The organism is Methylopila sp. Yamaguchi (assembly GCF_002897035.1).
Classification (GTDB): Bacteria; Pseudomonadota; Alphaproteobacteria; order Rhizobiales; family Methylopilaceae; genus Methylopila.
This window is the reverse complement of the sequence record NZ_BAUX01000001.1, coordinates 89,661-111,223: the sequence shown is the minus strand read 5'-3', so window position 1 is coordinate 111,223 and position 21,563 is coordinate 89,661. Positions and strand designations below refer to the sequence as shown.

The following is a 21,563-nucleotide window of genomic DNA, read 5'->3' as shown; positions in this document are numbered from 1 at the left end:
AGATTTCTGGATGAGCGGGGAACGACGGGGCTCCTTCGGCCGGCCTCCGCGTGCCTGTACCGCCGCGTCAGAGATAATTGACGAGGCTGAGCGATTTGAGGGTCGCCGCCACGCTGTAGCTCGCTTCGATGCTGGACTGCAGCGCCAGGATCTTCACGGTCACTTCGTCCTTGTCGGCGTCGACGACGCCAGACAGCGCGTCCTCGGCGAGCGCGCGGGCGGCGTCGTGCCGGTCTCCGGCCGCCTTCACCGAGGTGTTGGCGAGGGCGAGGTCGGAGGCGACCGACTGCAGCGCCGACGTGGTTTCGGTCGAGGACAAGGCGCCCACAGTCCGCTCACGCAGCGCGTCGTAACGGGCTTCGGCGTTTCCGTCGCTTGGCGAGAAGCTGGTGGCTGAGAGCACCGCCAGCGACTTGATCACATTCGTGAAGGCCTCCTCGTTGGCGCGGGCGCCGTAGGAGACGGTCACGCCGTCGGCGACCTTCGCAGTCGCGGCGTCGCGGGGATCGGCCGCGGAGCTGTCCCCCTGGTACCAGGCGACGGTGCGGGCCGCGGTCCCGGTCGTGTCGAGCGCGGTCGCGCCCTGGAGCGCGGCTTCCCGCTCGGCCTGGGTCGCATAGGTCCCGTCAAAGCCCGCGACCCGCGCGGGCTCGCCTCCGCTGGTGAAGAAGTCGTCTCCGGCCGCCACCGCCGAGGCCGCGGTCAGCGACGTGTCGGCGAGGGTCTTGAGCGCGCCGTCGAAGGCGGCCCGAAGGTTCGCGGTCGTCTCTTCCGGCGTCGCGGCGATCAGGAACTCGCCGTCCTGCAACGCCGCGCCGTCGTCGGTTCGGGCGGTGAGCGTCATCGCCTCGGTCGATCCGTCGGGCAGCGTCAGCGTCACGGTTATCGAGTTGCCGTCGGCCGGCGCGCCGTCGACGCCGAGCGTCAGCGTCGCAGGATCCCCGGTCGGCCCCTCCACGACGCCGCCGGTTAGGGACGACGACACGGCGGAGAGCTTGAAGCCGAACGGCCCCGACGCCTCCTCCGACACCGTAAAAGAGGTTCCGCTCGCCGCCGAGACGTCGAGCCGCCCGCGGCCGTCCGCGCCGAGATCGGCGAGGCCGCGTTCGTAGATCACGGTCTTCAGCCCGGCCTTGTCGCCATCGTCAGCCAGCATCTGCGCGGCGGAGAGCACCGGCTTGGCGTCGGTCGCGGTCCCGGAGAACAGATAGCGGCCGTCAGAATCGGTGTTCAGGTAGCTGATCGCCTCGTCGAGGTAGGCGCCCGCCTGAGACTGGGTCGCGGTCTGGCCGCCCGAGAGGCTGAAGCTCGCGCTCGAGTCGAAGCTCGCGATCTCCGAGGCGATGGTGTCGAGGCCGTCGACCACGGTGTTCATGACGCCGATGCGGGAGCTGATGATCGCCCCCACGCTGTCGTAGGAGTCGAGCTGCGTCAGCTTCGCCTTCATGGCGAGCGCCACGTCGCGTCCCGTGCCGAGACCTGCGTAGGTCGAGGAGACCTTGCCCGTCGCCAGCTGCTCCGAGAGATCCTGGATCTTGGCGCTGTTGTTCGCCATCGCCGTTAGCAGGCTCGGGCTGTAGAGGCTCGATGCGATCGTGGTCATCGGTCGGCCCTTACGACTGCAGCAGCATGTCGATCATCTCCTTGACCGCCGTCATCACGCGCGCATTGGCGCTGTAGGCGGTCTGAAGCGTGATCAGGTTGGTGAGCTCGGAGTCGACGTCGACGCCGGATTTCGCCGCGTACCGATCCTGCAAGGCGGAGACGACCGCCGACTGGCTCTCCGAGACGCGCGTCGCCGTCGCGCTGGCCGAGGCCTGATAAGCGACGATGTCCTGCGCGAACTCCCCGATCGTTCCGCTGTAGCCGGACGACGTCCCGCCGAGCCCTGCGTCGGTTCGGAAGCCGCGGTCCGTCTTCAGCGCGTCGACCAGGAAGTCGGCGCGGGCGGAGTCGCTCGCGGCGGCCGTCGAGGAGTACGCGGTCAGCAGCGCAGGATCGTCGACGACGGCGGAGTTCACGGCGATGCGGCCCGCGAAGCCTGTCCTCTGGTCGCCGCCGTCGAGGCTGCCGGAGTAGATCGCATCACCGGCGTCCACGAACAGCGGCAGCGCCACGCCTTCGTCGCTAAGAGCGGTGGCGGTGATTTTGGACGAACCGCTGGCGACGGTCACGCTCGCGTCCGACGCCGTGAAGGCGAAGCCGCCGGCGGTTTCGGCCGCGTCGATGTCGATCCCCGCGGCCGCAAGCGCCGCGTCGATGTCGTCGGCGGCCGTCGCCGAGGCGAAGTCGACGCCGATCACGGCGTCGCCTGGATCGGCCGTGACGTCGCCGTCGAGCGGCAGGCGCGCGGGGTCCGTCACGTTCACCAGGGTGACCGTCCGGGTCTTGCCCCCGGACGTGTAGGAGACCGTCATCGTGTCGCCGGGCTGCGCGCCCGCGGTCGACAGCTCCACTCCGCCGGGGACCGCCGCCCCTGCGACGGTCGTCGAGCCGAAGGCCTGCGCGAGGTTCGCCGCCAGCTCGTCGAGCTGGGCCTGGGCCTCGGGCAGCGTCTCGTCGCGCAGATCTGCGAGAGCGCGCAACTCCCCGGATTTAATCCCGCCGCCCGCCAGCAGGTCGGCCGAATAGCCGGAGGAGCGCGTGAGCGTGATCGCGCCGAGCGTGCTGTCGGAAGCGTCTTCGGAGTAGGCCTTCTGCGGCATGACGTTGGACGTCGGCTCGAACGACAGCCGCGAGGCCTCGCCCGCGTCGTAAAGCGTCAGGCCGCTGGTCGTCGTGATCCGGACGTCGCCCGATCCGGTGTCCGTGACCTTCACGTCCATCAGCGCGGCGAGTTCGTTGATCGCCTGGTCGCGCTGGTCCTGAAGCGCAGCGCGGGTTCCATCGTCCTTGGAGGCGACAATCTTGCGCGACAGATCCTGGATCGAGGTGAGCGCCTCGTTCGCGACGTCGACGCCGCTCGCGAGCGCGTCGTCCGCGTTTTGGCGGAGGCCTTGCACCCCGTTCGAAGCGTCGTTCAACGCCTGCGCCAGCAGGACGGCCTCCTGCACCGCGGAGCCCTGCATCGTCGTGCTGTCGGGGGACGTCGCCAGCGCGTCGAAGGCCGACGAGAGACTGGAGACGAGGCTGTCGATCGAGGTGTCGCCGTCGACGGTGCTGAAGAGCGACTGCAACTGGTCGAGGTAGTCCGCCTTGGTGGCGGCGTTCGCGTTGGTCGCGCTCTCGGACCGCAGCTGCCGCTGCAGGTAGAGGTCGATCTGACGCTTGACCTCCGTGACCTTCACGCCGCCGGTCGCGCTCTGCTCCGTGGCGAGCGATTTCGCGACGTAGCCAGGGGTGCTCGCGTTCGCGACGTTGTTCGCGACGAGATTGAGCCCGGCCTGGGTGGTCCTCAGGCCGGAGAGCGCGGTGGAAAGCGAGGCGGAAAGGCCCATCGTCACGCCTGATCAAATACGGTCGGCCGGCGCGCCGCCGGAAGCGGCGGCGCCGGGAGCGACGTCAACGGAGCATCTGGAGGACGTCGTCCATCATGGAGTTCGCGGTCGTCACGACGCGCGTGTTGGCCGAGTAGGCCTGTTGCGTGACGATGAGCTTGGTGAACTCGTCCGCGATGTCGACGTTCGACCCCTCGATCGCATTGCCGACGATCGACGAGCCCCCGCCGATGGACGCCGGGCCGGACCCGTCGGTGACGGCGAAGGCGCCGCCGTCCATCTGCTTCAGCTGGTTGTCCGCGGCGAAGGTCGCGACCGGAATCTCATACAGCGTCCGGGTCTTGCCGTTGCTGTAGGTCGCCACCAGCGAGCCGCCGTCCTCGATCGCCAGGCTCGTCATTTCGCCGGAGGCGACGCCGTTCTGGCTGAGCTTGGAGGTGGATACGGCGCCGGCGCTGTCGGCGTATTGGGTCAGACCCGCGCCGTGGTTCAGGGACACGTCGCCGTAGCTCGTGCCGTCGATCGTCAGGCCGGCGATCGTGGTCGCGCCGGAGGAGGGCGTCGTCAGCTTGCCGTCCTCGAAGACGTAGCCCTGCACGCCGGCGGTCCCGGCGTCGGCGTCGATCTGCGTCCAGGCCGTCTCCGTGCCCGTCGCCGTCGAATCCGACATGTAATACAGCGACCAGGTGTCCTTGGCCCCCGAGGTCGCGTCGGCGTTGCTGGTCTTGCCCCAGCGCACCTCCAGCTCCTTCGCCGCGCCATTCTGGTCGTAGACCGTCACCGAACCGCCCGCGACGGAGTTCGCGAGGAAGTCGGCCGCGTCGTCGCCCGAGATCGACGCGCCGAAGGACGAGTCCAGCAGGTACGAGGTCGGATCGGTCGCGTCGTAGTTTTCCGTCTTCGGCGCGGTCGGAAGGTTCGCCTGATAGGTGACGGTGGTGGTATTGGCGGCGGGGTAGAGTTCGTCGTTGGAGAGGTCGATCACCTCGGGGGTGCTCGAGGCCGCGCCCGAGGCCGAGACGCGGTTGCCCATCAGGTAATAGCCGGCGCCGTTGACGAGGTTGTCGTTCTTGTCGAGCTCGAAGTCGCCGCGGCGGGTGTAGAGATCGGTTCCGGTGAAGGTCGTCGAGCCGTTCGCCGCGCCCGTCGAATCCTGGACCAACAGATAGCCGTCGCCGCTGATCGCGATCGACGTCGACGATCCGGCCTCCGTGACGGTGCCCTGCAGGTCGTTGGTGGGACGCGAGTAAGCCTTCACGGAGCCCGAGGTCTGGGTCTTCGCGCCGGAGGAATCCGTCACCAGGTCCTGGAAGGCCGTGTCGGTCCGCTTGTAGGCGGTCGTCGACGAGTTCGCGATGTTTCCCGAGATGTTCTCGAGCGCGTAGGACTGAGCGCTGAGGCCGCTCACCGCCGTGGTCAATGCACCGTAGATGCCCATCGTACTCTCCTCGAACTGGCGGTCCCCGCGCCTCTCGGACGGAGCAAGCGCGAGGCCAAGGCGAGACTGCTGGATTCTGAGCCTTTTTTTGCCCGCTCCCCTTTCCTCCGACTGGCTCGGTTCTGCCGGGCGGCACAATCTGCCGGCCCTCCCGCGCGGTTGACGGACGTCGGCGACGCGATCACCGTCGCGCGGATTCGAGCGGCGCGTTGGAGCGGAGCGACGACATGGCGGATGCAAGACGCGCGGAGGTCGGCGACAGGCGCACGCTCTATCCGCCGATCGAGCCTTATGACCACGGCATGCTCGACGTCGGCGACGGCCACCGGGTCTATTGGGAGCTCTGCGGCAACCCGCGCGGCGTCCCCGTGGTCTTTCTGCACGGCGGGCCGGGCGGCGGCTGCGGCCCCGCTCACCGGCGGCTGTTCGATCCGAAGCGCTACCGCATCCTGCTGTTCGACCAGCGCGGCTGCGGGCGCTCGACCCCGCATGCGAACCTCGACGCGAACACGACGTGGGACCTCGTCGCGGACATCGAGCGGCTGCGCGTCATGACGGGCGCGGAGCGCTGGCTCGTCTTCGGCGGCTCTTGGGGCTCGACGCTCGCGCTGGCTTACGCCGAAACCCACCCAGAAAGAGTGTCCGGGCTTGTGCTCCGAGGGATCTTCACGCTCCGGCGCTTCGAGCTCGACTGGTACTACCAGTCCGGCGCTTCGCTGCTTTTCCCCGACAAGTGGGAGAAGTTCCTCGCGCCGATCCCAGATAACGAGCGCGGCGATCTGATCGCCGCTTACCGCAAGCGGCTGATCGGCGACGACCCTGCGGCGCGGCTTGAGGCGGCGAAGGCCTGGAGCGTGTGGGAGGGGGAAACCATCACCCTGCTGCCCGACCCCGCCATCACCGGCCAGCACGGTGGCGACGCCTATGCGCTCGCCTTCGCGCGGATCGAGAACCACTACTTCACCCACGCTGGCTGGATGGAAGAGGGCCAACTGATCCGCGACGCGCACAAGCTGCGGGGAACGCCCGGCGTCATCGTGCAGGGGCGCTACGACGTGGCGACCCCGGTGGTGACAGCCTGGGACCTGCACAAGGCTTGGCCGGAGGCTGAACTGCACATCGCCGACGACGCCGGCCACGCCTATTCTGAGCCGGGCATCCTCGATCGTCTTGTGCGCGCCACCGACAGCTTCGCGACGCGCTTGACGCCTTCTTGATTTGATCCGGCGAGGTCCGCGCCTACCTCCCGTCCATGACACAACCGGAGATGCTCCCCATGCGCCAGGCGTCGCTCGTCCGCTCCCTGCTGCTCGCGACGGCGGTGGTTTTCGCGTCGGCGCCAGCCGCCACCGTTCCCGCCTACGCGCAGGCCAAGAAGGCCGAAACGGTCAAATCCGAGAAGCAGAGCTTCTCCGTGGAGACGGTGGCGACAGGCCTCGAAAATCCGTGGGGGCTCGCCTTCCTGCCCGACGGCCGGATGCTGGTGACGGAAAAGGCCGGGCGCCTGAGGCTGATCCTGCCCGACGGCAAGGTCTCGCCCGCGGTCACCGGCCTTCCAAAGGTCGACGCGCGCGGGCAGGGCGGCCTGCTCGACGTCGCCGTCGCGCCCGACTTCGCCAACGGCCGGCTCGTCTACTTCACCTTCTCGGAAGCGGGCGAGGGCGGCGTCAACGGCACGGCGCTCGCGCGGGGTCGACTGGCGGACAACGCGCCGCGGCTTGAGAACGTCGAGGTGATCTGGCGGCAGGCGCCGAAGTACGCCTCCACCAAGCATTACGGCTCGCGGATCGTGTTTGCGCCGGACGGGAAGACGATGTTCGTCACCGTCGGCGAACGCTCGGACAAGGAGTTTCGCGTCAAATCGCAGGCTCTCGACGAGACTCTCGGCAAGGTCGTACGGCTGACGCTCGACGGAAAGCCCGCCGCGGGCAATCCGTTCGAAGGTCGGGCCGACGCGAAGCCCGAGATCTGGTCCTACGGGCATCGCAACCCGCAGGGCGCGGCGATCAATCCGGCGGACGGCGCGCTCTGGGTGACGGAGCATGGACCGATGGGCGGCGACGAGCTGAACAAGCCGGAGGCCGGCAAGAACTACGGTTGGCCGGTCATCACTTACGGCAAGGAGTACTCCGGCGCGCCGCTGGGCGAGGGGACCGAAAAGGCGGGCATGGAGCAGCCCGTCTACAAGTGGGTTCCGTCGATCGGAACCTCGGGCCTCGCGTTCTACGGCGGAGACGCGCTCCCCGGCTGGAAGGGCAGCGTTTTCGTCGGCGGCCTCGCCATGCCCATGCTGGCGCGGCTGGAGATGAGCGACGGCAAGGTCGTGAAGGAGGAACGGCTGCTCGAGGACATGGGCGAGCGCATCCGCGACGTCCGCCAGGGTCCGGACGGCCTGCTCTACCTGCTCACCGACAGCGCCGAGGGGCGGGTGCTCCGCCTGAAGGCGGCTGCGAACGGGCGTTCCTGAAGCGTGAACAGGGGAGCGGCCGCCGGGGGGAGCCGGCGGCCGCGTCCAGCTTCGCGGAGTTAACTGCGGGTGGACGCAGGGTTAACGCGCGAAGCCTTCGCGGGCGACTGGCGGGGCGGGCCCTGCCGCGCCGCCGCCCGCAAGGGGGATGGGCTCAGAAGGGCAGCAGCACGTCCATCACCTGCTGGCCGTAACGCGGCTGCTGCACGTCGGTGATCTGGCCGCGGCCGCCATAGGCGATGCGGGCCTGGGCGATCTTCTCGCTCTCGATCGTGTTGTCGCTGTCGATGTCCTCGGTCCGGACGATGCCGGCGACGATCAGCTCCCGGATCTCGAAGTTGACCCGGATCTCCTGCTTGCCCTCGATCACCAGCGAGCCGTTGGGCAGCACCTGGGTGACGACCGCGGCGACGTTGGTGACCAAGGTCTCCTTGCGATCGACCGAGCCTTCGCCTTCGCTCGACGAGGTCGAGCCGGCCTTCACGGCGTTCGACGGGTCGACCCCGCCTGGAAGGATCTTCTTCAGATAGCCCTCGTAGCCCAGCACGTTGTCGAGATTGGCGGCTTCCGTGTTGGTGCGGCTGCGCTTGGTGGTGTTCTCGAGCTTGGCGCTGTCGGTGATGTCGACCTTGACCGTCAGCAGGTCGCCGACCTGGCGGGCGCGCGGGTCCTTGAAGAATCCGCGGGCGCCGGACCGCCACAGCGAGTTCGGCTGGTACGACACCGGCATCGGCTCGGGCATCGGCATCTGCACCGGCTTGTAGCCCGCCTGGGTCGTGGGGTTCTCGATCGCCGAGAGCGCGGGCTGCTTGCCAACGTTGGCGAGCCGGTCGGCGGCGCCGCAGCCTGCCAGCAGGCTCGCGAGCACCACGGGGCCGGTCAGGCGGAAGGCGAGGGGAAGGCGCATCGGACAGGTTCCTTTCAGCGCCGCGCGACGGCGGTCGGGGCGGCGGCGACCGTCACTTCGGACGGGCCCGTGACGACGCCGCTGACGATGCGCTTCGACTGGACGTTCTGGACGTCGATGAGATCGCCTTGCGCGCCGGACGCCAGCGCCTTGGCCTTGAGCGAGAGCGACATGCCGGAGCCGCCGTAGACGAGCGTGACGAAGCCGCCGCGCTCCACATGCTGAGGGCGCATGAGATCGTTCGCGCGGAAGGTCTGGCCCTCGCGAAGCGCGCGGCGAGTGGCGAGGCCGCGCGCGCTTTCGAGATCCACCGCGTCGCTGTTGCCCGCCTTCGGGCGGCGCTCGACCATCAGGTCGGCGTCGCGGAGCACCTCGCCGCGGGCGAGCGGGCGCGCGGTCACCGCCACTTCGACGGTTTCGACGGCGGCTCCAGTGACGCGCGCGCCGCGGGCGCCGCGGTCCGCGCCGAGAACAGCCTCGAAACGGCCGGTCCGGGTGTCGAGCGAGAACTGGGAGACGTCCAGGGAGCCACGGCTCTGGGGCGAAAGATGCACGGTGCGGTCGTCGTCCAGCGTCACCCGCATGGCGGACGGCTGCGCGCCGACGTCGGCTGCGGCGCGGGCGGCGATCGCCTCTTTCACCTCATCGGCGGTGACGCTGCGGCCAAGCCGCGTCACTGCGATCTCGGAGACGAGGCCGGCCGAGACGTTCTCGACCCCCGCCCGCCGCGCGGCGGCGATCACGACGTCGGCCGGCACGGCGCCGGTGAGGCCGTAGTCCGGCGCGCGGAACAAGGCGACCCCCGCAGCGGCGCCGGCGCCGTCGGCGAGGTCGCCGAGCGTGACGATCTCGGCGGAGACCAGCGCTTCGGCGCGCAGCGTCGGGGCCGCGAAGGCGGCGGAGGAGGTCAGCAGGGCGGCGGCGAAGGCGGCGAGACGGATCATGGCTCTCACCGCAGCATCGACGAGGTGGACTGCAGCATCTGGTCCGCGGACGAGACGACCTTGGAGTTCATCTCGTAGGCGCGCTGGGCAGCGATCAAGTCGGAGATCTCGGTGACCGCGTTGACGTTGGAAGCTTCGAGGTAGGACTGCAGCGTGGAGCCGAAGCCTTCCGCCCCGGGATTGTCGACCAGCGGCGTGCCGCTCGCCGGCGTTTCGAGGAACAGGTTGTCGCCCTTGGCCTCGAGGCCCGACTTGTTGATGAAGCGCGCCAGCTCGATCTGACCCAGCGCCTGGGGGGCGGTCTGGCCCTGGACGGTGGCCTCTACGCCGCCGGTCGCGCTGATGCTGACGCTGAGGGCGTTGGTCGGAACGGTAATTCCGGGCAGCACGGTGTAGCCGTCGGCGGTGACGAGCTGACCATTGGCGTCGAGCTCGAACGAGCCGTCGCGGGTGTAGGCCGTGCGGCCGTCCGGGAGCTGGACCTGGAAGAAGCCCTCGCCTTTGATGGCGACGTCGTAGGTCTTCTCGGTCAGCGCGACGGTGCCCTGGCTCATCACCCGCGGCGTCGCGACCAGCTTCACGCCCGAGCCCACGTCGACGCCGGTGGGCAGGACGGTGCCGGTGTCCGAACTCGACGAGCCCACCTGGCGCATCGACTGATAGAGAAGGTCCTGGAACTCGGCCCGCTGGCGCTTGAAGCCGGTGGTCCGCATGTTCGCGATGTTGTTCGAGATGATCTCGACGTTGGCCTCCTGGGCGGCCATGCCTGTCGAGGCGATGTTGAGGGCGCGCATGGTGCGTCTCCGTCCGTCTTCGCCGGCTTACGCCGGAACCTCGGCGAGCTTCTCGATCGCTGAACGCCGGATGTCGTTCTGCGCGTCGAGGATCCCGGAGATCGACGTGTAGGCCCGGTTCACCTCGATCAGGCGGCTCATCTCGACGATCGGCTTGACGTTCGACTTCTCGACCGCGCCCTGGACCACGGCGGTCGTGGCGGGCGCGTCTTTGGGATCTTCCGTGGTCGCATAGAGATTGGCGCCGATCTTATGGACTGCCCGGGGATCGGCGAAGCTGACGAGGCGGAGACGGCCACGTACGCCCTCGCTCGTCGCGATGGTGCCGTCCCGGCCGATCGTCAGCCCGGTCTCGTTGGGCGCGAGCTGGATCGGGCCGGCGGTGGACAGGAGACGTTCGCCGTTGGCTGTCACCAGCTGGCCCGAGGCGTTGACCCCGAACGCTCCGCTGCGGGTGTAGCGCTCGCCGGCCTCCGTCTCGACCACGAAGAAGCCCTCGCCGTCGATCGCGAAATCCATCGCGCCGCCGGTCGCCTCCACGTCGCCCGGGGCGAAGCTGTGCCAGGTCCCGCGCTGCTGCACGAAGGAGAGCTTCTGGTCCTGCGTCGGGAACGTGCCGTCGCGGGCGTTCGGCATCATGAATTCGCTGAACACCATCTGTTCGGCCTTGAAGCCGGTGGTGTTCATGTTCGCGACGTTGTTGGCGATGACGTCGAGTTCGCGACGCAGGACGACCTGGCGCGACAACCCGACGAGAGACGCGTTTTCCACCAAACGCTCCCGTGGTCCGTGTTGCTTCCGCGTGCGCCCCGCTTGTCCTCCCCGACGAGCGGCGCTCACGACAAGGGAGCTGCACGCGCCATGCCAATGTCGGCGGATGTTCAGAACTGAGGGGATTGGCGACCGGGAGCCGCGCGCAACCGCCAGGCGCCATCTGAGCAGGCGGCGCAAAATGCCCGGCAGAACTTGCCGGGCGAAACGCGTTTTCAAGAGTTCATTAACCTTTCCGACCTATTCGTTAACCCTAGCGGATGGACCGCGTAGGCGATTGAGGGAGCGCGGCGCGAGCCGCGTGTCGGGAATGGCGGAAGCCGAAGGCGCCGGCGGCGAGGCGAAGCCGAAGTCCAGGAAGAAGCTGATAATCATTGCGGCCGCTGCGGCGGCGGTCGTGATCGGCGGCGGCGTGGGCGGCTACCTGATGTTCGCCAAGGGCGGCGGCGGCCATGGCGCCGAGACCGCCGCGGCCTCCGGTCATGACGGGGGGGAGCACGGCGGGACGGGCGAAGCTCAGGCGGCGACGCCGGCGAAGTCGGCGGCGTTCGTCGACCTGCCCGAGATGACCGTGAACTTGGCGACGGCCGACAAGGAGCGGCAGCAGTACGTCCGCATGTCGGTGGCGCTCGAGGTCGGCAGCCCGGAGCTCGTTGAGGCGATCAAGCCGCTGCTTCCGCGCGTGATCGACAGCTTCCAGACCCATCTGCGCGAGATGCGCCCGAGCGACATCCGGGGATCGGCAGGGGCGTACCGCCTCAAGGAGGAGCTTCTGCGCCGGGTAAACGTCGCGATCGCGCCGGCGCGCGCCGACGCGGTGCTGTTCAAGGACGTCGTCGTCCAGTAGGGCGCGGACCAGAAGGGTCGGGACGATGGCGGGGGAAGACGACGACGACGATCTCGCGGCCGAATGGGGCGCCGCGATGGCCGAGCAGGTCGGCGAAGACGCCGAGGCGATGGCGGCCGAATGGGCCGCGATGCTGGGCGGTCCGACCGTCGCCGACGACGGCGGCCGAAAGTCTCCGGACCGGGTGCTCAATCAGGAGGAGGTCGACGGCCTCCTCGGGTTCAACCCTCACGAACTTGGCCTCAACTCCCAGTCCGGCATCCGGGCGATCATCAACTCGGCGCTCGTCTCCTACGAGCGCCTCCCGATGCTCGAGATCGTGTTCGACCGGCTGGTCCGGCTGCTCACGACCAGCTTGCGCAACTTCACCTCGGACAACGTCGAGGTCTCGCTCGACGGCATCCGCTCGGTGCGCTTCGGCGACTACCTCAATTCGATACCGCTGCCGGCCATCCTCTCGGTGTTCAAGGCACACAGGGGACGGCTTCGGGCTGATGACGGTGGACAGCGCGCTGATCTACTCGATCATCGACGTGCTGCTGGGCGGCCGCCGCGGCGCCGCGACCATGAAGGTCGAGGGCCGCCCCTACACCACGATCGAGACCAGCTTGGTCCAGCGCATGATCGAGGTGGTGCTGGCGGACGCCGAACAGGCGTTCCGGCCGATCACCAACGTCAACTTTTCGCTCGACCGGCTTGAGACCAACCCCCGCTTCGCCGCCATCACGCGGCCCGCCAACGCCGCGATCCTCGTCAATCTCCGGATCGACATGGAGGACCGCGGCGGCTTCATCGAGGTGCTGCTGCCTTACGCGACGATCGAGCCGATCCGCGAGATGCTGCTGCAGCAGTTCATGGGCGAGAAGTTCGGCCGCGACGCGACCTGGGAAGGCCATCTCGCGACCGAGATCTGGTCCGCCCAGGCCGAGCTCCACGCCGTGCTCTACGACAAGAAACTCCCGCTGCGCACCATCCTCGACCTCGACATCGGGGACACGCTGATGCTCGATGTCGCGCCCGACGAACTGGTCGAGATTCGGTGCGGCGACCAGGTCCTGACCGAGGCCCGCATGGGACGCGCGGGCGACAAGGTCGCGGTCCAGATCGCCCGTCCGCTGCGCCGCTCGCACACCACGCTCGCCGCCTTCGAGGCGGCCGGGGAATCTCGGAAGGACGCCTGAACCATGGAGAACGTCGTCGGTTTCGCGATCGAGTCGCTCGTCGCGGTCCTGCTCGTCGCGACGATCGCCTACTGCGCTTTGCTGAACCGCAGGCTCGGCAAGCTGCGAGCGGATGAGGGCGTGATGCGCGAGACGATCACCGAACTCGTCGCCTCCACCCACGCGGCGGAACGCGCGATCGTCGCGCTCCGGGCTGCGCTCGGCCATTGCGAGGACACCCTGGCCGAGCGGCTGGGGCGCGCCGAAACCATGTCCACCGCGATCGCCGGCCAGCTGAGCGCGGGCGAGGAGGTGATCGAGCGCATCACGCGGATCGCCAAGGCGGCGCGCGACCACGCGGCGCGCGAGGCGAGCATGGACGAGATCGCCCGGCGCGACGCGGACCGCGAGGCCATCCGGCTGGCCGCCCGTCGCCGCGCCGAGGAGGAGGAAGAGGCGCGCGCGCTGATCCGCCGCGTCGCCGAGGAGGCCGAACCCGTCAGTCGCTCCGCGGCGACCGCCGCCGCGGCCGAGCTTTTCGCCTCGCGCATCCGCGCCCTCAGCGCTGGTTCCCCGGCATGACCGCCGACCGCATTCGCCTGATGCCGATCGTGATGACCGCGGCTGCGGCGCTGCTCGCGCTGAAGACCGTCGGTCTCGTGACGCAGACGAGCTACCTGTTCGCCAGCCCCGCCGCGGCCGCCGGCGCCCCGAAGGCCGAAGGGCACGGAGCCGCGCCCGAGGCGGCGGAGCCAAGCGAGGCCGCGGCGCCTGCCGTGCGGCCCAAGGAGGCTCCGACGGAGCCGTCCTCCTCCGCTTCGGAGAAGGCGCTGCTGGAGGCGCTGCAGAAGCGCCGCGAGACGATCGAGGCCAAAGCGAGCGACCTCGACGTCCGCGAGAACCTGATTAAGGCCGCCGAGCGTCGGATGGAGGAGCGCCTCGCCGAGCTCAAACGGCTCGAAGAGCAGGTCTCGGCGGCGGAGGATCGCCGCCGCGAGGAGGACAAGGCCAAGTTCAAGGAGCTCATCGTCCTCTACGAAGGCATGAAGGTGAAGGAGGCCGCGCGGATCTTCGAGCGCCTCGACGCCTCCGTGCTGATCGAGGTCGCGAGCCGCATGAACCCCCGCAAGCTCGCAGAGGTCATGGGCCAGATGTCGCCCGACAGCGCGGAGAGGCTGACGGTCGCGATGGCGCGCCGGAGCGACGGCTCGCTCGCCCCGCGCCCGGTGGCGGCGAACGACCTGCCGCAGATCGTCGGACGCTCCGCGAATCCCTGACCGCGCGGAGCGCGAATTCCCCTGCGCGGTAACCTTCCACCAACCGCTCGCCCTTAAGACTGTTCGGCGCGGCCGTCCGGCCGTGGGCGAGGGCGAGGGACCTGGTCGACGTGTCGAGGGTGAGACTGCGGGCGATCGCCGCCGCGCTGGCGCTGGGCTGGACCTGCGCCGCGGCCGATGTCGCGTGCGCCGCGACCGCCACGGTGACCGCCGGCATGCAGTCCGAAGGCTACGCGCGGTTGGTCTTCGCCTTCGACCAGATGCCGAAGATCAGCGCTTCGCTGTCGGGCACGGTGCTGGTCGTCACCTTCGGCGAGCCGACGGAGGTCGATCTCGGCACGCTCGGCCGCGATCTGCGCGGTCTGGTCCGCATCGTCCGCAAAGAGGCCGACGACACCGCCATCCGGTTTGCGCTGGAGCGCGGCGTGATCCTGAACGCGCAGGAGGCGGGCGACTCGTTCTACGTCGATCTGCTGCCGACGACGTGGAAGGGCATGAAGCCCAGCCTGCCGCCCGAGGTCGTGGCCGAGATGAGCCGCCAAGCGCGCCGAAGCCGGATCGCGGAGCTCGAGGCGCAGGTGCGGAAGGCGGCGGCCGCGAGGCCGCTCACGGTTTCCGGCGCCACGCATCCGACCTTCCGCCGACTGGTGTTCGGCGTTGATCCTCGCGTGCAGGTCGATCTCACGCGCAAGGGCGACACGGCGCTGGTGACCTTTGGCGCCGACATGCCGTTCGACCTCGCCGCGGCCAGGGCGTCGCTGCCTGCGCCTCTGGCCGGACTCCTGGTCCGTCGCGCCAACGGCGCGGTCACCGTCGTTGTCCCGGCGCCGAAAGACGTCGACGTCCGCGGCTTCCGCGAAGACGACACCTATGTGCTGGACGTGGATCGCAAGGACGCCGCGCCCTCCGCCGAGGCGACCGCGGGAGGCGGCGCCGATTCCCATCATGCAACGACGCGCCTGGACCTCGCCGACGACGGGAAGGGCGCACCGGCCGCCGCTGCTTCGGCCGTAGCTGCGGAGGCTCACGCGCCGCAGCCTGCTCCGGCGCCCGCCCCGCCCCAGGCCCAAGCTGCGCAAAGCGCTGCCGGTGCGGAGGCCCGCGCGACCCCTCTTGCGCCGGCGGCGGCCGGGCGGCCGGAGCTCAGCCGCTCGGGCCAGTCGCTCCGCATCCGCTTTCCGTTCGACAAGCCCACTCCCGCCGCCGTGTTCGCACGCGGCCGCACGGCTTGGGCGGTGTTCGACACGCCCGATCCAATCCCGCTCGACGACGTCCTGAAGGCCTCGAACGGCGCGATCCTCGCCATCGAACAGAGCGTGGTGGAGCGCGGGAGGGTCATCCGCATCAAGCTGGCGGAGCCCCGCGCGGTGACGGCTGCGGCGGAAGGGGCGACCTGGATCCTCTCGCTCGGCGACGACATCCTCGGCGGCGCCGATCCGATCGACTTCGCGTCCAACTTCGGCCGGGACGGCCGCGGCGCGTTGGTTGCGCACCTCGAGGGTCTCGGCGGCGTTCGTGAAATCGACGATCCGGACTTCGGCGACCGCCTGATGGTGGCGTCTCTGTCGGGACCGACCCGCGCCTCGCTGCGGCCGCAGGCCTTCGTTGAGGTCGGGGTCATGCTCACGGCCCAGGGCGTGGTCGCCCTGCCGATGGCCGACGACGTGCGGTTGACGGCGAAGATGGACACGCTCGCGATCGAACGCGACGCCGGACTGTCGCTCTCGGTTGGCGGTGGGCCGCGCGCTGCGGAGGCGGGCTCCGGCGGACCTGCGTCTGATATCGTGCTCGACGCCGCCGGCGGCCGGGAGGCGGTCTCGGAGCGGTTCTACGCGCGCGAACGCAAGCTGCTTGACGCGGCCGCCCGCGCCACGCCGGACGAGCGCATCGAAGCGCGGATCGCCCTGGCGCGGTTCTATGCGTTCCGGCGCATGGCGGCGAACGCGCGGGCGGTGATCGAGGCGACGGTTGGGGACGATGGGCTCGCCGAACGGGACCCGCGCGTCGCCATCCTGCGCGCGTCGGCCGCGGCGCAGCTCGGGCGCTACACCACCGCCATCCAGCTGCTCTCGACGCCCCAGCTCGCAGCCAGCCCCGAGGCGTCCCTATGGCGCGCCTTCGCCGAGTCGGGTGAGGGGCGCGTCGGCCCTGCGCGGGACTACCTGCGCAAGGGCGAATCCGCGATCGGCGCGATGCCGCCGGACTACCAGGCGCTGTTCAGCGAGATGGAGGTCACGCTCGCGCTCGACGCGAAGGATCATGTCGCGGCGGTCAGCGCCTTCGATCGCCTGGAGCTTTTGCCGGCGGTCCATGGGCAGAGCGCGCGCGAGGTTCTGCGCGCCCGAGTCTTCGAGGCGCTCGGCCAGACAGACAAGGCGCTGCAGTCCTACGACGTCGTGCTGAAGGGCTCGGACCCGATCGCCGCCGCAGAGGCGGAGCTTCGGTCGATCGAGCTGCGGCTGACGGTCGGGAAGATCTCGATCCCGGACGCCATCGCCGCGCTTGAACGGCTGGTGACGGGCTGGCGCGGCGACTGGATCGAAGCCGAGGGACTCGCCCGCCTGTCTGGCCTCTACGCCGACGCGGAGCGCTGGCGCGACGCCTTCACCACGCTGAAGACCTCGGTCGAGGCGTTCCCGGACGTCGAAGCCACGCGCACCTTGCAGGATCGGATGCAGGCCCGGTTCACCGACCTGTTCCTGGGCCCGGCGGTCGACCGCATGCAGAAGGTCGACGCGCTGGCGCTGTTCTACGACTTCCAGGAGCTCAGTCCGAGCGGCAAGCGCGGCGACGAGCTGGTGCGGCGGCTCGCGGACAAGCTGGTCGAGGTCGACCTGCTGGACCAGGCTTCGGCCCTGCTCGAGTACCAGATCGACAATCGCCTCACGGGCGCCGGCCGCGCGCAGGTCGCGGCGCGCGCCGCCATGATCCACTTGATGAACGACAAGCCGGCGGAGGCGGCCCGTGTCCTGCAGAAGACGCGGCAGGCCGACCTGCCGGCGTCGCTCGTGCGCACCCGCCTGATGCTCGACGCGCGCGCGCTCGCGCAGACCGGCCGCACGGAGCTTGCGCTCGAGATGGCGGATGGCCTCGGTCCCGAGGCGGCGCGGCTGAAGGCCGACGTGCTCTGGGCGGCGCGCCGCTGGAGCGAGGCGGGCGACGCCTTCGAGGCGGCGCTTGGTCCGGCGTGGCGCAAGCCCGAACCGCTGGACGCGTCTGAACGCGCCGACGTGATGCGGGCCGCCATCTCGCTGTCGCTCGCCGACGACGATCTCGGCCTTGACCGCATCCGGCAGAAGTTCGCGTCCAAGATGGCGGACAGTCCGGACGCGCACGCCTTCGAAGTGGTGACGGCGCCGATCGAAGCGCGCGGAGAGGCCTTCCGCGAGGTTGCGCGGTCGATCGCGACGACGGCCGCGTTCGAGGGTTTCCTCAAGGACTACCGCAAGCAGACCGAAGACGAAGCGGCAAGCACCGCAGCTCCATCGCACGCGGAGAGCGCGGGCTGACGTCGTCGCGACAGGGAGCTCCAACGAAAACGGCCGGAGCGAAGCCCCGGCCGTTTTGCGTTTGGATTGCGATCGAAGTCCGATACGCCTGATCAGGCGGCCTTCATCGCGTTGGCCTTCTCGATCAGCGCTTCCGCCATGCGGATGGAGGCGATGTCGATCAGGCGGCCGTCGAGCGCCACAGCGCCGCGGCCGGCCTTGGCGGCCTCTTCCATCGCTTCCAGAATGCGACGGGCCTTGGTGACCTCGGCTTCCGAAGGCGTGAACACGTCGTTGGCGAGCTCGATCTGGGAGGGGTGGATCGCCCACTTGCCCTCGTAGCCCGCGGCCGCGCAGCGGCGGGCGGCGGAGAGGTAGCCTTCGGGATCGGAGAAGTCGCCGAACGGGCCGTCGATCGGCCTGAGGCCGTAGGCGCGGCAGGCGACCAGCATGCGCTGCTGGGCGAACAGCCACGGGTCCTGCCAGTGGGTCTCGCGCTTGCCCGCCTCGTCCTTGTCGGTGAGCACCGAGTAGTCCGGGTTCACGCCGCCGATGACGGTGGTGCGGGTGCGGCAGGAGGCTGCGTAGTCGGCGACGCCGAAGGACATCGCCTCGAGCCGCTTCGACGAGGTCGCGATCGCCTCGACGTTCGCCATGCCGAGCGCGGTCTCGATCAGAACCTCGAAGCCGAGCTTCTTCTCGCGCTTCTTGGCCTGCTCGATCTGAGTCACCAGCACGTCGATCGCGTAGACGTCCTGCGGCACGCCGACCTTCGGGATCAGGATCATGTCGAGCCGCGGGCACTGCTCCACGATGTCGACCACGTCCCGGTACATGTAGTGGGTGTCGAGACCATTGATGCGGATCATCATGGTCTTCGTGCCCCAGTCGATCTCGTTCAGGGCCTGAACGATGTTCTTGCGGGCCTGCTCCTTGTCGTCGGGCGCGACCGCGTCCTCGAGGTCGAGGAAGATGACGTCGGCCTTCGACTGCGCCGACTTCTCCATGAAGGTCGGGTTCGAGCCCGGCACCGCAAGCTCAGAACGATGCAGACGCGGCGTGGCCTGCTGAACCAGAGTGAAGCTCATACTTTCCTCCTGAAGCAAATTTCTAAGCACGATCGCTGCGGCGGACCGTACTCATTATAATTAAAGGTGCAACACATCAGTTCGGATAAACTACGAAAAGCGCATAAGCCGAGGATCTAATCTTATCCCGTCGCGCCGAATCCGACCGCAATGCAGTTGATGGACAGAAGAAGCGCGGATTTCGCCTCCTCGCGCTTGAATTCGTCAGTTTCCCCGCGGTAGCGGCGGAGCAGCTCCACCTGCTCGTGGCTGACCTGGTTGATGACGGGCAGGCGCTCCGCCAGCCGTTCCCGGAAGGCGGGATATCGGAACGCGATCTCGCCGCCGCCGGAGACCCGCAGCGCCATCTCGCAGGTCAGCGCGTACTCCTCCTCGATCATCCGGAAGATGTCGTCCCGGATGGCCTCGTTCGGCACGAGGCTGGAGTACTCGCGTGCGATCGAGAGATCGACCATCCGCAGCGTCTTCTCGACCTCGTCGAGGATCAGCCGGAACAGCTTCGACTGTTCGAACATGCGCTTCAAAAGCGCTTCGCCTTCCTCGCCCCGGACGTCGATGAAGTTCTTGAGCGCGGAGCCGATGCCGTACCAGCCGGTGATGATGTGACGGTTCTGGGCCCAGGCGAAGACCCAGGGGATCGCGCGCAGATCGGAGAGCGAGCGCGCGCCGAAGCGGCGGGCGGGGCGCGAGCCGATGTTCAAGAGCGCGAGCTCGTCGAGCGGGCTCGCGTTCTGGAAGTACTCGACGAGGCCGGGATGGTTGATGAGGTTGCTGTAGACCGCGCGCGAGGCGCCCGACAGCGCCTCCATGGCGTCGTCGTACTCCGGCCGGGAGGCCTGCTTCTCGGTTTGCGAGCGCAGCACCTGCTCCATGATGGAGGCCGCGGTCAGCTCCATCTGGTAGGCGGCGGTGCCGCGGTTCGAATATTTGAACGACACCACCTCGCCCTGGTCGGTGACGCGGTACTGCCGGCGGATGGAGCCTGGGGGCTGGGCCGCGATCGCGCGCGCGGTCGGCGCGCCGCCGCGGGAGACTGAACCGCCCCGGCCGTGGAAGAACGCGATCGGCACGCCCGCCTGCTCGCCGACCTCGGTGAGCTTGGCCTGCGCCTTGTACAGCTCCCAGTTCGAGGCGAAGTAGCCGCCGTCCTTGTTTGAGTCGGAGTAGCCGATCATCACCTCGTGGTAGCCGCCCTGCCACCGCACGGACCGGCGCACCAGCGGGATCGACAGCAGCTCCTTCATGATCGCCGGCGCGGCGCGCAAGTCTTCGATCGTCTCGAACAGCGGGACGATGGGCAACTGGCAGATCTCGACGCCCGGGCTGTCGAGATAGATCCGCGCTTCCTTGGCGAGAACGTAGACTCCGAGGATGTCGTTCACGGAGCGCGTCATGGACAGCACGAAGCAGCCGACGGCTTCGCGGTCGAGCTCCGTGCGCATCTCGGCCACCAGGGCGAAGGTCGCGAGCGTTTCGAGCGACTCTTCGGACAGCCCTTCCAGCCGGCGCGGGGTCGACCTCGGCTTGGACAGCTCCGAGGTCAGCCAGGCGCGCCATTCGCGGGATTCGACGTCCGGGGCCTGATCGGCGGACTGGCCCTCGATCGCGGCCCACATCTCCCGCAGCGTGTTGGTCGTGCGGGTGGAGTTCTCGCGGACGTCGAGATGGACTGTGGAGAAGCGGAACAGCTCGACCATCCGGCGCACCGGGCGGACCTGATTGACGGCCAGAGATCGGCAGCCGGCCTCAACGAGTCCCTGTTCGAGCGCCTTAAGATCGTTGATCAGCTCGTCGGCGTCGACATAGAACGGGCCCGGCAGGATGACGGGCTCCTCCTTGTTGCGCTCGATGGTGGCGTCGAGCTTCCGCAGGATGCAGGTCTGGAACTGCCGGAAGTGCTCGCCGGGATTGCGCGCCTCGATGGCCTGTCCGTCGCCGCTCGCGGCGAGCCGGGCGGTGAGCTCCTTGCGGAACGAGATCGGGGTCGGCAGCGACCGTTCGGTGATCGACAGCAGCTTGCCGAGATCGACGATGCGGGTGCGGAAGCGCCGCATGGAGGCGCGGCCGTTGCGCTTGAGGGTCGTCCGGGTGACCGCCGAGGTCACGAACGGGTTGCCGTCGCGGTCGCCGCCGATCCAGGAGCCGAACTGGAAGAACGCCGGCACCTCGAAGGTCTCGTCCGGGTAGTATTCGGCGAGCGAGGCTTCGAGCGAGTCCAGGACCTCCGGCAGCGTGTCGAACAGTGATTCGTCGAAGAAATGCAGGCCCCACGAGACCTCGCGCACGACCGTCGCCTTTTCGAGCTGCAGCTCGCCCGTCATCCAGATCAGCTCGATCTGGTCGCGCAGGTCGGCGATCAGCGCGACGCGTTCGCGCTCGGTCCAGCGGGGCAGCTCGAGTTCGCGCAGGTCGAGATAGATGCGCCGGAGCTTCTCCAGCACCGTCACGCGCTTCGCTTCAGTCGGGTGGGCCGTCAGGGTGGGGCGGATGCGCAGCTCGCGCAGCAGGGTGTGGATCTCTGACGGCTTCACTCCCGCCGAGACGGCGTCGGCGAGGACGCTCGAGAAAGTGCCCTTGACCTCCGCACGCCCGAGGGTGCGCTCGGCGTGGCGGCGGCGCCGCATCGCCGTGTTCTCCTCCACGATCGACAGCAGGCGAAACCAGATGCCCTGCACCTGGAGCGCGCGGCCCATCAGCTCCGGGCTGAGGCCCGCGATGTCGGTCTCGCCCTTCAGCACGCCCTCGAGCTCCGGCTGATGCCGGCGGCAGACGTCGAGCAGCGACTGGAACAGGATCTCGGTCGCAACGTCCGGCTCGGTGCCGGTGATCATCGGAGCGGCGAAGCCGGCGTCGGGCGTCGGACGGGGAGCAAGTTGAACGATCGAGGTCATCGCGAGATCCACTTCTACCGACGTGCGGAGGCGCGCCGTCTTTGGAGACGGATG

The 21,563-nt window shown here is 69.0% G+C and carries 15 protein-coding genes and 1 pseudogene; 7 read left to right on the top strand and 9 right to left on the bottom strand.

Translation table 11 applies throughout. The annotated features are described in order from the left end of the window. Nucleotides 1-67: 67 nt before the first annotated feature. From METY_RS00510 to METY_RS00500, 3 genes are all read right to left on the bottom strand, one after another. Nucleotides 68-1,603 (bottom strand): hypothetical protein, encoded by a 1,536-nt coding sequence (locus METY_RS00510; RefSeq protein WP_103119444.1) that lies wholly within the window; start codon nucleotides 1,601-1,603, stop codon nucleotides 68-70. 10 nt (nucleotides 1,604-1,613) lie between these two features. Next, nucleotides 1,614-3,437, bottom strand: a complete 1,824-nt coding sequence (gene flgK / locus METY_RS00505; RefSeq protein WP_103119443.1) for a flagellar hook-associated protein FlgK — start codon at nucleotides 3,435-3,437, stop codon at nucleotides 1,614-1,616. A gap of 64 nt (nucleotides 3,438-3,501) precedes the next feature. Next, complete coding sequence (locus METY_RS00500) at nucleotides 3,502-4,875, bottom strand: flagellar hook protein FlgE (RefSeq protein ID WP_103119442.1); 1,374 nt, start codon at nucleotides 4,873-4,875, stop codon at nucleotides 3,502-3,504. 227 nt (nucleotides 4,876-5,102) lie between these two features. Between METY_RS00500 and pip the strand changes: the two genes are divergently transcribed. Together pip and METY_RS00490 are read left to right on the top strand one after the other, a co-directional pair. After that, a complete protein-coding gene (gene pip / locus METY_RS00495) occupies nucleotides 5,103-6,092 on the top strand; it encodes a prolyl aminopeptidase (RefSeq protein ID WP_103119441.1) in 990 nt (329 codons plus the stop codon). A 59-nt stretch (nucleotides 6,093-6,151) separates the two neighbouring features. Then, complete coding sequence (locus METY_RS00490; protein ID WP_200819561.1) at nucleotides 6,152-7,342, top strand: PQQ-dependent sugar dehydrogenase; 1,191 nt, start codon at nucleotides 6,152-6,154, stop codon at nucleotides 7,340-7,342. A 154-nt stretch (nucleotides 7,343-7,496) separates the two neighbouring features. On the opposite strand, the gene flgH is transcribed toward METY_RS00490, so the two are convergent. From flgH to flgF, 4 genes are read right to left on the bottom strand one after another with little or no spacing between them, the layout of a single operon-like run. Then, on the bottom strand, nucleotides 7,497-8,249 hold the full coding sequence (gene flgH, locus METY_RS00485) for a flagellar basal body L-ring protein FlgH (RefSeq protein WP_103119440.1): 753 nt from the start codon (nucleotides 8,247-8,249) through the stop codon (nucleotides 7,497-7,499). Nucleotides 8,250-8,263: 14 nt separating this feature from the next. Beyond that, complete coding sequence (flgA, locus tag METY_RS00480) at nucleotides 8,264-9,193, bottom strand: flagellar basal body P-ring formation chaperone FlgA (protein WP_103119439.1); 930 nt, start codon at nucleotides 9,191-9,193, stop codon at nucleotides 8,264-8,266. 5 nt (nucleotides 9,194-9,198) lie between these two features. Further along, nucleotides 9,199-9,987 carry a flagellar basal-body rod protein FlgG gene (gene flgG / locus METY_RS00475; protein ID WP_103119438.1) on the bottom strand — a complete coding sequence of 263 codons (789 nt, stop codon included), beginning with the start codon at nucleotides 9,985-9,987 and terminating at the stop codon, nucleotides 9,199-9,201. 27 nt (nucleotides 9,988-10,014) lie between these two features. Next, nucleotides 10,015-10,758 (bottom strand): flagellar basal-body rod protein FlgF, encoded by a 744-nt coding sequence (flgF, locus tag METY_RS00470; RefSeq protein WP_103119744.1) that lies wholly within the window; start codon nucleotides 10,756-10,758, stop codon nucleotides 10,015-10,017. A 310-nt stretch (nucleotides 10,759-11,068) separates the two neighbouring features. On the opposite strand from flgF, the gene METY_RS00465 reads away from it, so the two are divergent. From METY_RS00465 to METY_RS00445, 5 genes and pseudogenes are all read left to right on the top strand, one after another. Further along, on the top strand, nucleotides 11,069-11,605 hold the full coding sequence (locus METY_RS00465; protein WP_103119437.1) for a flagellar basal body-associated FliL family protein: 537 nt from the start codon (nucleotides 11,069-11,071) through the stop codon (nucleotides 11,603-11,605). Nucleotides 11,606-11,630: 25 nt separating this feature from the next. Next, nucleotides 11,631-12,786 (top strand): annotated as a pseudogene (fliM, locus tag METY_RS00460) (flagellar motor switch protein FliM). 3 nt (nucleotides 12,787-12,789) lie between these two features. After that, nucleotides 12,790-13,347 carry a DUF6468 domain-containing protein gene (locus tag METY_RS00455; protein ID WP_103119436.1) on the top strand — a complete coding sequence of 186 codons (558 nt, stop codon included), beginning with the start codon at nucleotides 12,790-12,792 and terminating at the stop codon, nucleotides 13,345-13,347. Then, nucleotides 13,344-14,042: a MotE family protein gene (locus tag METY_RS00450; protein WP_103119435.1), complete on the top strand. Its 699-nt coding sequence runs from the start codon at nucleotides 13,344-13,346 to the stop codon at nucleotides 14,040-14,042. Before METY_RS00455 ends, METY_RS00450 begins: the two co-directional genes overlap by 4 nt. Nucleotides 14,043-14,152: 110 nt before the next feature. Next, nucleotides 14,153-17,551 carry a hypothetical protein gene (locus tag METY_RS00445; RefSeq protein WP_146035629.1) on the top strand — a complete coding sequence of 1,133 codons (3,399 nt, stop codon included), beginning with the start codon at nucleotides 14,153-14,155 and terminating at the stop codon, nucleotides 17,549-17,551. 92 nt (nucleotides 17,552-17,643) lie between these two features. Here the strand turns inward: METY_RS00445 and METY_RS00440 are convergent, their stop codons facing one another. Next, entirely contained in the window at nucleotides 17,644-18,618 is a 975-nt protein-coding gene (locus tag METY_RS00440; RefSeq protein ID WP_103119433.1) for an HpcH/HpaI aldolase/citrate lyase family protein, read from the bottom strand. A gap of 122 nt (nucleotides 18,619-18,740) precedes the next feature. Beyond that, nucleotides 18,741-21,509 carry a phosphoenolpyruvate carboxylase gene (locus METY_RS00435; protein WP_103119743.1) on the bottom strand — a complete coding sequence of 923 codons (2,769 nt, stop codon included), beginning with the start codon at nucleotides 21,507-21,509 and terminating at the stop codon, nucleotides 18,741-18,743. Nucleotides 21,510-21,563: the final 54 nt, after the last annotated feature.

What these genes read in the sequence shown, in the direction of transcription:
- METY_RS00500 (WP_103119442.1), bottom strand. Translation starts at nt 4,875, where the DNA reads ATGGGCATCTACGGTGCATTGACCACGGCGGTGAGCGGCCTCAGCGCT.
- METY_RS00455 (WP_103119436.1), top strand. Translation starts at nt 12,790, where the DNA reads ATGGAGAACGTCGTCGGTTTCGCGATCGAGTCGCTCGTCGCGGTCCTG.
- flgG (WP_103119438.1), bottom strand. Translation starts at nt 9,987, where the DNA reads ATGCGCGCCCTCAACATCGCCTCGACAGGCATGGCCGCCCAGGAGGCC.
- METY_RS00450 (WP_103119435.1), top strand. Translation starts at nt 13,344, where the DNA reads ATGACCGCCGACCGCATTCGCCTGATGCCGATCGTGATGACCGCGGCT.
- METY_RS00465 (WP_103119437.1), top strand. Translation starts at nt 11,069, where the DNA reads ATGGCGGAAGCCGAAGGCGCCGGCGGCGAGGCGAAGCCGAAGTCCAGG.
- flgA (WP_103119439.1), bottom strand. Translation starts at nt 9,193, where the DNA reads ATGATCCGTCTCGCCGCCTTCGCCGCCGCCCTGCTGACCTCCTCCGCC.
- METY_RS00510 (WP_103119444.1), bottom strand. Translation starts at nt 1,603, where the DNA reads ATGACCACGATCGCATCGAGCCTCTACAGCCCGAGCCTGCTAACGGCG.
- METY_RS00440 (WP_103119433.1), bottom strand. Translation starts at nt 18,618, where the DNA reads ATGAGCTTCACTCTGGTTCAGCAGGCCACGCCGCGTCTGCATCGTTCT.
- METY_RS00490 (WP_200819561.1), top strand. Translation starts at nt 6,152, where the DNA reads ATGCGCCAGGCGTCGCTCGTCCGCTCCCTGCTGCTCGCGACGGCGGTG.
- flgK (WP_103119443.1), bottom strand. Translation starts at nt 3,437, where the DNA reads ATGGGCCTTTCCGCCTCGCTTTCCACCGCGCTCTCCGGCCTGAGGACC.
- METY_RS00435 (WP_103119743.1), bottom strand. Translation starts at nt 21,509, where the DNA reads ATGACCTCGATCGTTCAACTTGCTCCCCGTCCGACGCCCGACGCCGGC.
- pip (WP_103119441.1), top strand. Translation starts at nt 5,103, where the DNA reads ATGGCGGATGCAAGACGCGCGGAGGTCGGCGACAGGCGCACGCTCTAT.
- flgH (WP_103119440.1), bottom strand. Translation starts at nt 8,249, where the DNA reads ATGCGCCTTCCCCTCGCCTTCCGCCTGACCGGCCCCGTGGTGCTCGCG.